10 protein-coding genes and 1 other annotated feature are annotated in these 14,714 nt (G+C 50.6%); of the genes, 2 read left to right on the forward strand and 8 right to left on the reverse strand.

The genetic code is table 11. The annotated features are described in order from the left end of the window. Positions 1 to 55: 55 nt before the first annotated feature. A complete protein-coding gene (gene acnA / locus LPW40_RS03305) occupies positions 56 to 2,761 on the reverse strand; it encodes an aconitate hydratase AcnA (protein WP_230820799.1) in 2,706 nt (901 codons plus the stop codon). Positions 2,762 to 3,016: 255 nt separating this feature from the next. Between acnA and mscL the strand changes: the two genes are divergently transcribed. Next, the gene (gene mscL, locus LPW40_RS03310; RefSeq protein WP_230821066.1) at positions 3,017 to 3,388 is read left to right on the forward strand and encodes a large conductance mechanosensitive channel protein MscL; all 372 of its coding nucleotides are present in this window, start codon (positions 3,017 to 3,019) and stop codon (positions 3,386 to 3,388) included. Positions 3,389 to 3,423: 35 nt separating this feature from the next. Here mscL and LPW40_RS03315 read toward each other — a convergent pair whose 3' ends face one another. Beyond that, positions 3,424 to 4,836, reverse strand: a complete 1,413-nt coding sequence (locus tag LPW40_RS03315) for a YfcC family protein (protein ID WP_230820800.1) — start codon at positions 4,834 to 4,836, stop codon at positions 3,424 to 3,426. A 158-nt stretch (positions 4,837 to 4,994) separates the two neighbouring features. Between LPW40_RS03315 and LPW40_RS03320 the strand changes: the two genes are divergently transcribed. Then, positions 4,995 to 6,365 (forward strand): YfcC family protein, encoded by a 1,371-nt coding sequence (locus tag LPW40_RS03320; RefSeq protein ID WP_230820801.1) that lies wholly within the window; start codon positions 4,995 to 4,997, stop codon positions 6,363 to 6,365. Positions 6,366 to 6,431: 66 nt separating this feature from the next. On the opposite strand, the gene LPW40_RS03325 is transcribed toward LPW40_RS03320, so the two are convergent. The 6 genes from LPW40_RS03325 to hemB all read right to left on the reverse strand — a co-directional run bounded on the left by LPW40_RS03325 (position 6,432) and on the right by hemB (position 14,712). Further along, complete coding sequence (locus LPW40_RS03325; RefSeq protein WP_230820802.1) at positions 6,432 to 7,706, reverse strand: bifunctional folylpolyglutamate synthase/dihydrofolate synthase; 1,275 nt, start codon at positions 7,704 to 7,706, stop codon at positions 6,432 to 6,434. Positions 7,707 to 7,722: 16 nt separating this feature from the next. Further along, positions 7,723 to 10,344 carry a valine--tRNA ligase gene (locus LPW40_RS03330; RefSeq protein WP_230820803.1) on the reverse strand — a complete coding sequence of 874 codons (2,622 nt, stop codon included), beginning with the start codon at positions 10,342 to 10,344 and terminating at the stop codon, positions 7,723 to 7,725. Between the two features lie 41 nt (positions 10,345 to 10,385). Then, positions 10,386 to 10,592, reverse strand: a binding site (T-box leader). Positions 10,593 to 10,628: 36 nt separating this feature from the next. After that, on the reverse strand, positions 10,629 to 11,696 hold the full coding sequence (locus LPW40_RS03335) for an AbrB family transcriptional regulator (RefSeq protein ID WP_230820804.1): 1,068 nt from the start codon (positions 11,694 to 11,696) through the stop codon (positions 10,629 to 10,631). A gap of 79 nt (positions 11,697 to 11,775) precedes the next feature. Further along, positions 11,776 to 12,369 carry a c-type cytochrome gene (locus LPW40_RS03340; protein ID WP_230820805.1) on the reverse strand — a complete coding sequence of 198 codons (594 nt, stop codon included), beginning with the start codon at positions 12,367 to 12,369 and terminating at the stop codon, positions 11,776 to 11,778. A gap of 73 nt (positions 12,370 to 12,442) precedes the next feature. Continuing rightward, on the reverse strand, positions 12,443 to 13,732 hold the full coding sequence (gene hemL, locus LPW40_RS03345; RefSeq protein ID WP_230821067.1) for a glutamate-1-semialdehyde 2,1-aminomutase: 1,290 nt from the start codon (positions 13,730 to 13,732) through the stop codon (positions 12,443 to 12,445). Then, complete coding sequence (gene hemB / locus LPW40_RS03350) at positions 13,732 to 14,712, reverse strand: porphobilinogen synthase (protein ID WP_097039123.1); 981 nt, start codon at positions 14,710 to 14,712, stop codon at positions 13,732 to 13,734. Before hemB ends, hemL begins: the two co-directional genes overlap by 1 nt. Positions 14,713 to 14,714: the final 2 nt, after the last annotated feature.

Raw genomic sequence — 14,714 nt, forward strand, 5'->3', positions numbered from 1 at the left:
GAACCCGGTGAAATCCTAAGATTTCACCGGGTTTTTAAATGGCTTGAATGCTCATTTACTCTTTTAATTTTTTTCTCAATACGAGCGGGAGTATGCCGCCGTGGCGGTAGTAGTCGACTTCCACTTCAGAATCGAAGCGTGCCTTGACTTTAAATTCCTTCACTTCACCGTCGGTGCTTGTGGCAGTCACATCAAGGACATCGCCTGGCTTCACTTCTTCGCCCACTTTGATGTCGAATGTTTCACTGCCGTCAAGGCCGTGATCTTCAGCATTCTGCCCTTCCACGAACTGCAGCGGCAGGACGCCCATCATCACGAGGTTCGAGCGGTGGATCCTTTCATAGCTTGCTGCGATGACTGCTTTGACACCTAAAAGGTTAGTCCCTTTTGCTGCCCAGTCACGGCTCGATCCCATGCCGTAGTCATCGCCTGCGATGACTACAAGGCCGGTGTTATCTTCCTGATACTTCATGGCTGCATCGTAGATGCTCATTACATCGCCTGTCGGCCAGTAGGTTGTATAACCGCCTTCTGTACCCGGCGCAATTTTATTGCGGATACGGATGTTTGCGAATGTACCCCTCACCATCACTTCATGGTTACCGCGTCGGGAACCGTATGAGTTGAAGTCTCGCGGCGATACACCCTGCTCGATCAGCCATTTACCTGCCGGCGTATCCTTACCGATGGCGCCTGCCGGGGAAATATGGTCTGTCGTGACACTGTCGCCGAATTTCCCGAGGACCCTGAGGCCGCTCAAGTCGTTGATTGAACCCGGTTCCGTTGAGAGATCTTCGAAGAAGGTCGGGTTCTGGATGTAAGTGGACTCCGGATTGAAGTCGTACATAGGTGCATCCGTCGTTTCGATATTGTTCCAGATTTCATTGGAATCAAATACGTTCTCATACTCTTTTCTGAACAGTTCCGGTGTGACGTTGCTCATCACTGCATCCCTGACTTCCTGGATGGACGGCCAGATGTCCTTCATGAATACATCGTTGCCCTCTTTATCCTGTCCAAGCGGCTCTTTGTTCAGATCGATATCCACTGTGCCAGCCAGTGCATATGCCACGACAAGTGTCGGGGAGGCAAGGTAGTTCGCTTTCACAAGCGGGTGGATACGTCCTTCAAAGTTACGGTTTCCAGAGAGGACTGAAGAAACGAGCATATCATTGTCCACGATCGTCTCGGATATTTCAGGAAGCAAAGGCCCTGAGTTTCCGATACATGTTGTACAGCCGTAACCGACCAGGTTGAAGCCCAGTTCATCAAGGTATGGCTGAAGACCTGCATCTTCAAGGTAGCCCGTGACCACTTTGGATCCCGGAGCCAGTGAAGTTTTGACATAAGGCGGCACCTTAAGCCCTTTTTCAACAGCTTTTTTCGCGATGAGTCCTGCACCGAGCATCACATACGGGTTGGAAGTGTTCGTACATGATGTGATTGCCGCAATGACAAGGTCCCCGGTCTTGAGCTCTGCAGTCGAACCGTCCTTGAAATTGATCTGTGCTTTCTTATCGAATTCACTCTCGTCCATTCCATGACCGTGGTTGCCGCTTTCAGCCGTGACCGATTTCTGATACTCTTCTTTCATTTTTGAAAGTGGGATCAGATCCTGAGGACGTTTCGGTCCTGCAAGTGAAGGTTCGACTGTCGAGAGGTCCAGATCCACGATGTCCGTATATGTCGGTTCAACATCCGGGTTGAAGAACATGTCGTTCTCTTTCAGGTATGTTTCGACGACGGAGATATGTTCCTCGCTGCGTCCTGTCAGTTTCAAGTAATCCAGCGTTTCCTGATCGACAGGGAAGAACGCATTCGTCGCACCGTATTCAGGCGACATGTTCGCAATCGTCGCACGGTCGGCGAGCGGCAGCTCAGTCACACCGCGGCCGAAGAACTCGACGAACTTCCCTACTACACCGTGTTTACGGAGTAATTCCGTCACCCTGAGCGCGAGGTCGGTCGCCGTCGCACCTTCAGGCAGGGAGTTTTTCATGCGTACACCGATGACTTCAGGCACCGGGAAGTAGGACGGCTGTCCGAGCATGCCTGCTTCCGCCTCGATACCGCCGACACCCCAGCCTAAAACACCGAGACCGTTGATCATGGTCGTATGTGAGTCGGTTCCGACAAGTGTATCCGGATAAGTGACGAGTTCTTCATTTTCTTCCCTTACATGGACCACATTCGCAAGGTACTCCAGGTTCACCTGGTGGACGATGCCTGTCGCAGGCGGTACGGCACGGTAGTTGTCGAATGCCTTCGTTGCCCAGTTCAGGAACTCATAACGCTCTTCGTTCCTTTCGAACTCGAGCTCCATGTTTTTCTGCAGTGCCTGGTGTGTCCCATATTCATCAACCTGCACCGAGTGGTCGATGACCAGGTCGACAGGTACTTCCGGGTTGATTTTCTGAACATCCCCGCCAACGTCATCCATCGCTTTTCTGAGAGATGCGAGGTCGACGACTGCAGGTACGCCGGTGAAGTCCTGAAGGATGACACGTGATGGTTTGAATGGCACTTCTGAGTTGCCGAAATCGCCTTTATCCCAATTTGCCAGTGCTTCAATATGCTCATCTTTAATTACTTTGCCATCATGCTGCCTTAAAACCGATTCAAGCAATACACGAATTGAATACGGCAGTTTCTCTGGATCTGAAAAACCTTTTTCTGCCAATGTCTGAAGACTGTAATAGTTATATGTCTTATCATTTAAACTAAACGTCTTTTTAGCATCAGCTTTATAATTTTGCCCCATATTGATGTTGCCCCCTAAAATTAGTCTTATATACAGTATACCGGATAATAAAACCTTGTAAACGGTTGCCATTCCAAATGATGATACAAAAAAACAACGGATGATGATAACTAAAACTTATGTTGATGATTCCATAGCATAAAGATTTATTATGTAAAATGCCTTATATTCTGCATGACATCACCCTTATCCATCAAATAATGATATATTTATAAAGTGATTTCAAGTGAGTCGGATTATGTGGAGGTAAAATTGATGCTGCAGGAATTCAAGGAATTCATATTACGTGGGAACGTGCTCGACCTTGCAGTGGCAGTGGTCATCGGGGCTGCTTTCGGAAGGATTGTCGATTCATTGGTGGAGAACATCATCATGCCATCCATCGCATTGCTCTTCGGGGATACGGATTTCGCCTCGGACTGGTCATATATGGGCATCACTTATGGTGTATTCATCCAGGCCGTCGTCGACTTTCTGATCATTGCAGCTGCAATCTTCGTGTTCATTAAAGTCGTCAACAAGCTGACGAGGGAACGCTTCGTCGCTGAAGAGGAAGAAGACGAGCAGCTGGTGCTCCTCCGGGAGATCAGGGATGCGCTGGTCGAGGAAAGTGAAAAGAAAATATAAAGAAAAAAGCCGGCGGCCGCCGGCTTTTTTCTGCCTTACTGCAGATTTATCAGCGTCGCCGCAACAAGTGCAACAGCGGCAACCAAAAGCCACAGAAGGGTGATCTTCCAGACGAACTGGACCCACTTCAAGTATGGTATGCCTGCTACAGCGAGCACCCCCATCAGGGAAGCGGACGTCGGAATGATCGTATTCGTGATCGCATCACCGTATTGGAAAGCGAGCACCGCAATCTGCCTCGGTATCTCCTGCAGATCTGCAATCGGCACCATGATCGGCATGGTCGTCACAGCCTGGCCGGAGCCAGACGGGATGAAGAAGTTGATGATGACCTGGATCACCAGCATGCCGATTGCCGTCAATGCATTCGGGATATGGTCCAGCACGCTGCTCATCGAATGGATGATCGTATCGATGATCACCCCTGACTCGAGGACGACAAGGATTGCACGGGCGAAACCGACGATGATTGCACCGTATACGACGAGCTTCATGCCGTCAATGAATGCATCGAAGATGGCGTTGACTTTCATTCCGCCGATGAGGCCGGCGACGAGCCCGATCAAAAAGAAGTTTGCGGACAGTTCAGTCAGGAACCATCCATGCTGGAAGATGCCGTAAATATTGACGATGATACCGATAAGGAAAACAGCCAGAATGAAGATATGCCTTTTCTTAAGCTGTTCGAATTCGAAGACATCTTCGGTGAAGTTGATCTGCCCGGCTTTGTTCTCAGTATATATCAGACTCTTTTCAGGGCTGTTCTTCACTTTTTTTGCATAATGCATGACATATAAAATCGCGAGTCCGAGCACGAGTGCGTAAATGATCGTCCTGAATCCCCAGCCTGAGAAAATCGGGAGTTCCGCAATACCGTGGGCAATACCGACGGTGAAGGGATTGAACATCCCTCCGATGAAACCCGAGGCCGCCCCAAGCGTGACCATCGCTGTCCCCACCATCGCATCATATCCGAGCGCAACTGCAAGCACGATGCCGATCGGCACGAAGATGATGGCTTCCTCCGCCATGCCCGTAGTGAAGCCGAGTATCGAGAAGACAAGCATGATCACGGGTATCATGAGCTTCTCATTGCCTTTGACGACATCCATCACTTTCTGTATCGCCGCCTCGATCGCCCCCGTCGCCCGGATGATCCCGAACGCCCCGCCGATCAGAAAGATATAGAAGATTATGCTGGAAGCTTCGATCAGGCCGTTCGGTATCGACATGAACAGCTCGAAAATCCCGACCGGGCTCTGTTCGACTGCCGAGTAGCTGCCGCTCACGACCACCGTCTGGCCGTCGACCTCCGTACGCTCATACTCCCCTGCCGGTATGATGTAACTGAGGGCGGCCCCGATGATGACGACTGCCAAAAGTATTGCATAAGTATGCGGGAACTTCTGGCTGATATCTTTAGGACTTTCTGTGCCTTGTGATGACATTTTATTCTCCCCTTTTTTATTTTTATAGTATCAGTATAACTCATAAAATGACAGAATTGTTACATAATTATAAAATGTCCTGTAATTTGCCAAATCATTAAGCTATAATTGATTCACATGTATAAGGGAGGTTGATCACTATATTAAAAGATATTAAAATGCCACATGCTTTTGTCCTGATTTATTCCATTGTGATCCTGGCTGTCCTGGCAAGCTACATCATCCCTGCGGGGCAGTATGACCGGTTCGAGGACTCGGAAGGCCGGGAAATTGTCGATCAGGCCAGTTTTACATATGTTGAACAGGATCCGGTCGCCTTGACCCAGATATTCACAGTCGTGCCCGAAGGCATGGTGGATGCTGCAGGCATCATCTTCCTGATTTTCATCATCGGCGGTGCCTTCGGCATGATCAACGGCACGGGAGCAATCGAGGCCGGGATCAACAAGATGGTATCCTTACTGAAGGATAAGGAGATTGTACTGATCCCGCTCACGATGCTGATCTTCTCATTCGGGGGCGCGACATTCGGCATGGCCGAATCGACCCTGATATTCATCCCGATGGGTGTCATACTCGCACGTTCCCTCGGCATGGATGCAATGACCGGGATGTCCATGGTGGCGCTCGGGGCGGCGGCAGGCTTTGCCGGCGGATTCATGAACATATTCACCGTCGGGGTTGCACAGGAAATCGCAGAACTGCCCCTGTTCTCAGGCATGGGCTTCCGCATCATCGTCCAGCTCGTCTTTGTGGCGATCGCTGCATTCTTCGTCTACAGATATGGCAAGCGGGTGCAGAGGGACAAAAGGAACAGTTATGTATATGACCTTGAAATGAAAGCCGAGTCCGAATCAGGCGGCTATGATTTCAAGGAACTGACCGGCAGGCACATTGCAGTGCTCCTCATCATTTTTGCAGGACTTGCCCTGATCATTTACGGGGTCGTCCAGGGCTGGTCCACCGGAACGGAGCTCGCGGCAATATTCCTCGCCATGGGGATATTCTCAGGCCTTGTCGGAGGCAATACACCGAACGGCATTGCGGATGATTTCATCAAAGGGGCGAAAGATGTCACTTTCGGTGCATTGATCGTCGGGCTCGCACGATGCATCCTTCTCGTCCTGGAGGACGGGACGATCATCGACACCGTCATCTTTGCAGTGAGCTCTGTGCTTGAAGGCCTGCCGTCGACGATCGCAGCGATCGGCATGTTCCTGACACAGTTCATCATCAACTTCTTCATCCCGTCAGGTTCCGGGCAGGCTGCAACGACAATTCCGTTGATGGCACCGATCGGTGACATCGTGGGTATCCCGAGGCAGTCGGTCGTCCTCGCCTTCCAGATGGGTGACGGTCTGTCCAACTACCTCTTCCCGACATCTGCTGTCCTGATGGCCGGATTGTCGATTGCGAACATACCATATGAAAAATGGCTGCGGTTCGTATGGCCGCTCATGCTGGTGTGGATCATCGCAAGCGGATTTTTCATGGCTTTGAGCATCATGATCGGCTACGGTCCTTTCTAAAGGCACGGATTCAAATATTTACGGCATAAAAAAGACTCAGATCGACAGATCTGAGTCTTTTTTGCATCACGGACCGGAAGGGCCTTTGAAGGTTTGTTTTATGTCGCTGATGAAGTACAGGCTGCCGGTGATCAGAAGCATCTCCCCGTCGAATTCCTTTATGAAAGTCCTGTAGTCGGAAACCTTCTCTTTTTTCGGGTGGCTCACTGCCTCATAAATCTCTTCAACCGGCCGGGATTTGAAGAATTCGAATTCCGTCACCTTGAATTCGTCCGCAATTACAGCCAGTTTATCGACCATCGGACCGATCGGTTTGCCCTTCACTGCTGAGAACAGTACGGTGATCTTTTTATCGCTGTAGTATTCTTCCATCGCGGAGACGAGCGCATCGACAGCTTCATTATTATGCGCACCGTCAGCGATGATGAGCGGTGATTCCTGAAGCACTTCGATGCGTCCGCCCCATGAAGTCTCTTCAATCGCATCGACCATCTTGTTCAAGTCCAGTGTGAGCCGCCCCCTTTCTTTAAGTTCAAGCAGGGCGGCCATGGCAAGCGATGCATTTTCATGCTGATGGGCACCGATCATCTTCAGCTGGATATTTTCAAAGTCGTAGACGCCATATTTGAAGTCGAACTCGTCGGAACGGTGAAAAATGATGATATCCCGGTGCATTTCGACACCTTTGGCATTCTTTTCCTCCAGTACACCTCGCACATATTCCCTCGAATGGTCATCGGCGATGTTGTAGACGAGCGGAATGCCTTCCTTGATTACGCCGGATTTGTCCCTGGTGATGTCAATCAGTGTGTCGCCGAGTATTTCCGTATGGTCCAGCCCGATGCTTGTAAGAAGCGTCATGACAGGACGGAAAACATTTGTCGAGTCATAGGTGGCGCCGAGGCCCGCCTCCACAATCACAAAATCCACAGGGTTCACCTTTCCGAAATAAACGAACATCATCACCGTGATAATTTCAAATTCAGTGGCCTTCCCGAAAGGCGTCTCCTCTTCCATCAATTCACTGACCGGACGCACCATCGTCGCAAGCTCGGCTATCGCTTCGTCGGGTATGGGCTTGCCGTCCACGGCGATGCGTTCATTGAACACCTCGATGTAAGGGGATGTGAAGGTCCCTACTGTATAGTTGTTCGCGTTCAGTGCACTTCTCATATAATTCAGCGTGGAGCCTTTGCCGTTCGTCCCCACTACATGGATCCCGTTGATCTTTTCCTGAGGGGAGCCGAGACGCTCAAGCATCCACTGCATCCTCTCAAGTCCGGGCTTGATGCCGAACTTCAATTGATCATGAATCCAGTTCAAACTTTCCTCATAGTTCATTAACTAAAGACCCCTTTTAAGACAAGCTTTCCAGACGCGCTGTCACTTCATCGTACTGCGCCTGATACTTGGTTTCTTTTTCTCTTTCCTCCTGCACCACACTTTCCGGTGCATTCGCAACGAATTTTTCGTTGTTCAATTTGCCGTGTACACGCTTAAGCTCACCCTGAAGGCGCGCTTTCTCCCTGCTCAGGCGTTCGATTTCCTGCGCTTTGTCGATCAGCCCGGAGAGCGGCAGGACCACTGTGGCACCGGTGATGACACTCGTCTTGTCATCGTCGTTCTTTTCAATAGCGGATGCGATTTCCAGCGTTTCCGGATTGCAGAAGCGGTCGATGTAATGCCTGTTCGCTTCCACTGCTTTACGCCTTGCATCATCCTTCACCTCTATCTTGATGTCGATCGGTTTGGATAACGGCGTGTTCACTTCGCTTCTTGTCTGGCGTACAGACTTGATGATTTCAACAAGCAGTGCCATCTCTTTTTCCGCCGACTCATCGATATGGCTGTCATCAGCCTCCGGCCAGTCGCTTGTGACGATCGTACGTCCGCCTTCGATCGTCTGATAGATTTCCTCTGTGACGAACGGCATGAACGGGTGCAGCATCTTCAATATTTTATCCAGTGTGTAAAGGAGTACGGAGCGTGTCATGTGCTTCTCTTCATCCGTACCTTCCGCCATCGGCACTTTGGCCATTTCAATGTACCAGTCGCAGAAATCATCCCATATGAAGTTGTACAGGAGGCGGCCGACTTCACCGAATTCATATTTCTCGGAAAGCCTCGTCACTTCCTTGATCGTATTGTTCAGGTTCGTCAGTATCCACTTGTCTGCAAGTGACTTCCTGCCTTCCAGGTTGATGTCGGACATCTTGAAGTCCGGACCGATGTTCATGAGGGCGAACCTCGATGCATTCCAGATCTTATTGATGAAGTTCCAGACGGATTCCACTTTTTCATCACTGTAGCGCAGATCCTGTCCCGGTGTCGTGCCTGTGGAGAGGAAGTACCTCAATGCATCGGCACCGTATTTCTCGATGACATCCATCGGGTCGACGCCGTTGCCGAGTGACTTCGACATCTTTCGGTTCTGCTCATCCCGGACGAGGCCGTGGAGCAGCACGTCGGAGAACGGCTTTTGTCCCGTATGTTCAAGGGAGGAGAAAATCATCCTCGCCACCCAGAAGAAGATGATGTCATAACCTGTGACCAGGACATTCGTCGGGAAGAACTTCTTCAGATCGTCCGTCTCTTCCGGCCAGCCCATCGTTGAGAAAGGCCATAATGCACTCGAGAACCACGTATCCAGAACATCCTCGTCCTGGGTCCAGTTTTCGGCATCGTGAGGCGCCTCCATGCCGACATAGATCTCGCCTGTTTCATTGTGGTACCAGGCAGGTATCCTGTGGCCCCACCACAGCTGTCTCGAAATCACCCAGTCGCGGATATTGCCCATCCATGTGTTGAATGTCTGCTCGAATCTCGGCGGGACGAATTCGACGCGGTTATCCGTCTTCTGATTGTCCAGCGTATCTTTGGCAAGGGAGTCCATGCTGACGAACCACTGTGTGGACAAGTACGGTTCCACGACCGCATCGCTCCGTTCCGAATGGCCCACGGAGTGTACATGCGACTCGATTTTGATCATCAGATCCTGTGCCTTCAGATCCTCCACAAGCTGTCTGCGGCAGTCGAAGCGGTCAAGCCCCGCATACGGCCCGCCGAGCTCGTTGATGGACCCGTCCGTATTCATCACGTTGATGCGCTCGAGGTCGTGCCTGTTGCCGATTTCAAAGTCGTTCGGGTCATGTGCAGGTGTGACTTTCATGACACCGGTGCCGAAATCCTTATCGACATATTCATCTGCGATGATCGGCAGTTCCCGCTCCATGATTGGAAGGATCGCCGTCTTGCCGATGAGGTCCTTGTAGCGCTCATCATCCGGATGCACGACGATCGCCGTATCACCGAGCATCGTCTCCGGACGCGTCGTTGCGATTTCAAGGTGCCCCGAACCGTCGCTCAAAGGATATTTCACATGATAGAATTTACCCTCGACCTCCTTATGGATCACTTCGATATCCGACAGTGCCGTCTCCGTTTTCGGATCCCAGTTGATGATGTACTCGCCGCGGTATATCAGGCCTTTATTGTACATGTCGACGAACACTTTCCTGACCGCCTCGGACAAGCCGGCATCAAGCGTGAACCGCTCTTTATCGTAATCCAGGCCGAGGCCGAGCTTCGCCCACTGGTCACGTATGAAGTCTGCATACTCTTCCTTCCAGTTCCATGCGTGCTCCAAAAACTTCTCGCGCCCGATTTCATGGGGCTTGATGCCCGCCTCGCGCAGACGTGCATCGACTTTCGCCTGTGTGGCGATGCCTGCATGGTCCATTCCCGGCAGATAAAGCACTTCATAACCCTGCATGCGCTTCATGCGTGTGATGATATCCTGAAGCGTCGTGTCCCATGCATGCCCGAGATGCAGCCTGCCGGTCACGTTCGGCGGCGGGATGACGATGGAATACGGCTCCTTTTCAGACTTAGCATCTGATTTGAAATATCCCTCTTCCACCCATTTCTTATATTTACCTTCCTCAACACTCGCTGGATGATACTTCTTCGGCATTTCCATAAATGATTTCTCCTTCCATAATAAAAACTCCACGTCCTGTAAAATAGGACGGGAGTTCCGCGGTACCACCTAAATTCAGCAATCACTTGCTGCACTTAAAATTATTTAACGCATAATTACGTCCAATCCTACTGCCATTTTCAGATTAGATTGATTTCAGACTACTTTCACCCTGGACATCGATGTGTTCCCACCTGCCACACATTCTCTAAAGACCCGTTCAGGACTACTCTTCTGACCTCGTTATTTGATTAAATATATCTTATACAAATCTGCATATGCTGTCAAGTCCGGCCCTGCCTCCGCCTTCTGTACCTCAAGTACCAGCTGACGAGCGGGGTCACGATCAGTATGATGAAGAATATGCGGAAGATATGGTAGCTCGAAATCATCGCGATATCCGCACCCATCTCAACTGCCACGATGATCAGCTGGCCGATGCCCCCGGGCGCTGCACTCAGGAACAGATTGTTGAAGGAATGCACGGTGAACATTTGATAAATGCCCGTAATCAACAATGTGCCGCCGATCAGCAGTATGTTCTGAATCAGCATGGAGACGATCATCCGGCGGTTCAGCTGATACAAAAGAGAAGCAATCTGCCTGCCGATCCGTATGCCGAACAATATCTGCGCCACGTTCATAAATCCGATGTTCAGCGAAAAATGGTAGCCCGTCGTGATATTCCAGATCAATACGGCGATGATCGGACCGAGCAGGAACGGGACCGGGAATCTGATCAGCCTGAATATGTACATCAGTATAAAGGCCCCCGCCACAATCAGGAGCATAGAAGGCTCAAAAACTTCGGAGAGAAGCGGTGCCGGCTCCTCTGCTTCGGAAGATACAGTCTGATCCGCTGCGAATAAGCTCGCGATGAAAGGGACCAGTATGACGACAAGAATGATCCTCGACATCTGCGTAATCGTCACAAGCATCAAATCCGCCTTTTTGTCCTCTTCAGCGAGGATCAGCATCTGGCTCAAGGCCCCCGGGACCGATGAGAGTAAGGCGGTCTCGGGCGTGCAGCCCGTCAGCTTCATGAAGATCCTTGAGAGGCCGAGGCTTAATGAAATGACCAGCAGGCTGATGAAGAAAATGTTCCATATATCCCCGATCATTTCCTGCATTGCATCCGTCGTGAATGTCGAACCGATTTCAAAACCGATGACAAAGACGCCGAGATTGCCCATCCATTTCGGAAAATAAAAATCATCCGTCACAAACCGTATGAAGAGGAATGTGGCGGCCATGGACCCGAAAAGCCAGGGAAGCACCATGCCTGCAGCGTTCAAGATCGAAGATATGCCGAGTGCCAGCAGCAGAAGAGCGGTTAACCGGATTATTTTCATAAAGAAAAACCTTTCCTTAAGTTGAGGGTTCATTGAAAAACATAAGGACTCCCTGGATCAGGGAGTCCTTAGTCATAAATTATTCAGACCACATGTCATACATTGCAGTCAGTTCTTCATCACTGACCTGATCTTCATCAAACGCAGGCATTGAACCCTGGCCGTTCCTTACGATGTCGGTGAATTCCTCTTCACTCAGATCTGTGCCTGCAAGTGCCGGCCCCATTCCTCCTGAAAAGTCCTCACCGTGACATGAAGCACATGAGTTCTGGGCAACGCCTTCAGCGTCCACATCACCGGAAGAAGCGCCATTTCCTTCTGCAGCACCATCCTCTTCGGCAGCCTGTTCTTCGGCACCTTCTTCGCCTTCGACAGGCTCTTCCGTTTCAGCTGAATCATCGCTTGATTCCTCAGTGCCGGCACCTGTGTCTGCAGTTTCTTCACTGCCTTCACCGTCACCGCCAATATGGAAAATCATTAATGGAATAATTAGAATGATCACCAGGACTGGAATCAGCCATACTAATGGATTACGTCTGTCTTTTTTCTTATCTTCCTTAGAATGAATAATCATTTCACGGCCCTGACCCTCGATATAGGTCTTGCCTTCATCTCTGACGCCCTCCATGTTGACTTCCTTATCTGTAAGGTTTTGATCTTTTTTATCACTCATTCACTGTGACCCCCCAAATATTATTCATACCTATTATACACTTAATTGCTTAACTATGAAGCATAATTTTTGGTTACTTTTTACTTAGGCGGGTCAAAGCATTGTCAAACGCCGTGATCGTCGCCTTGATGTCATCTCTGGTGTGCTTGGTCGACAGGAACATCCCTTCAAATTGGGACGGCGGGAGATAAATGCCCTCTTTCAGCAGCTCCTGGAAGAGCGCTTTGAATAAGACCAGGTCACTCTCGTTCGCACTGTTGAAATCCGTCACCGGTCCTTCAGTGAGGAAGAAGCCGATCATCGAACCTGCACGGTTCACCGTGATCGGTCTCTCATGTTTTCCGAACACTTCCTTCAGGCCATCTTCCAGCAGGTCGGCAAGTTCGTTGAAGTACTCATAACTCTCCTCCGACAGCTGGCTCAGCGTATGATAGCCGCCCGCCATTGCCAGGGGGTTACCCGAAAGCGTCCCCGCCTGGTAAATATCACCGACAGGTGCGACGTGTTCCATGATTTCCCTCTTGCCGCCGTATGCACCGACCGGCATGCCGCCGCCGATCACTTTTCCAAGGCATGTAAGGTCCGGCATGACGTCATAATGACCCTGGGCACAGTTGAAGCCGACCCTGAAACCGGTCATGACCTCATCAAAAATCAGCACAGTGCCATTCTTTTCGGTGATCTCACGGACGTATTTAAGGAAGTCTTCGACCGGCGGCACGACACCCATGTTGCCGGCAACGGGCTCGACGATGACGCCTGCGATATCTTCCCCGTACTTGTCGAAAGCCTCTTTCAGGCTCTCCGGATCATTGTAAGGTAAAGTGATTGTATTGAGGGCCGTGCCTTCAGGCACACCCGGGGAGTCCGGAAGGCCGAGCGTCGCCACGCCTGAACCTGCCTTGATGAGCAGTGAATCACTGTGGCCGTGGTAGCAGCCTTCGAATTTAAGTATTTTATTGCGGTCTGTGTAGCCTCTTGCCAGTCTGAGTGCAGAAAGCGTCGCTTCCGTACCGGAAGATACCATCCGGACCATCTCGATTGAAGGCACCCTTTCTATGACAAGCTCGGCCATCTTGTTTTCAAGCTCGGTCGGCGCACCGAAACTTGTGCCTTTTTTAGCGGTTTCCGCGACTTCAGATACCACTTTGTCATCACTGTGGCCGAGTATCAGCGGGCCGAAGCTCAGACAGTAATCGATGAATTCATTGCCGTCCACATCATAGAGGCGCGCATCTTTTGCACGTTCGATGAACAACGGGTGATCCCCCACGGACTTGAATGCACGTGCAGGCGAGTTCACGCCGCCCGGCATCAGTTCGACTGCTTCTTCATATAGTGCTTTGGATTTTTCAAACATGATTATACCTCTCCTCGATCAATTTTCTTACAAATATCTTTTGCAAAATAAGTGATGATTAAGTCTGCACCGGCACGTTTCATGGAAATCATCTGTTCAATGATGACCTCTTCATCGACGAGCCCCATATCGATGGCTGTCTTCGTCATCGCGTACTCCCCGCTGACATTGTATGCAACGACCGGGAGGTCGGAACTGTTCCTGACATCGCGGATGATGTCCAGGTAGGACAACGCAGGTTTCACGATCATCATGTCCGCACCTTCGATTTCATCACTTTCGAGTTCACGCAGGGCCTCAAGCCTGTTTGCAGGGTCCATCTGATACGTCCTGCGGTCGCCGAATGACGGCGTCGATTCCGCCGCATCACGGAACGGGCCGTAAAATTTGGAGGCATACTTGATGCCGTAGCTCATGATCGGTATATGGCTGAAGCCGTTCTCGTCCAGGCCTTTCCTGATCTCTGTGACGAAGCCGTCCATCATATTGCTCGGGGCGATGATGTCAGCGCCCGCACGTGCCTGTGACACGGCGGTCCGTACAAGCAGTGGCAGCGTCGAATCGTTGTCCACATCCTCCGTCTCCGGATCGATCAGCCCGCAATGGCCGTGGTCCGTGTATTCACACAGACATGTATCCAGGATGACGAGCAGTTCCGGATGATGCTTTTTCGACAGACGGCACGCTTCCTGGACGATGCCGTGATCATGATACGCACCGCTGCCGACTTCATCCTTTTCATTCGGTATGCCGAAGAAGATGACGGACTTGATGCCGAGATCCACGACTTCATCCAGCTCTTCCTTCAATAAGTTCAATGAAATCTGATAAACCCCTTTCATTGAAGGGACTTCTTTCTTAACATCATCTTTCTCCACTACGAATATCGGATAGATGAGGTCTTCCTTATGGAGATGGGTCTCCCTCACGATATCCCTCATATTCGCCGTGCGCCTCAGTCTTCTGTGACGGTCAAAATTCATTT

It is taken from the genome of Salinicoccus halitifaciens, from assembly GCF_021026095.1.
Classification (GTDB): Bacteria; Bacillota; Bacilli; order Staphylococcales; family Salinicoccaceae; genus Lacicoccus; species Lacicoccus halitifaciens.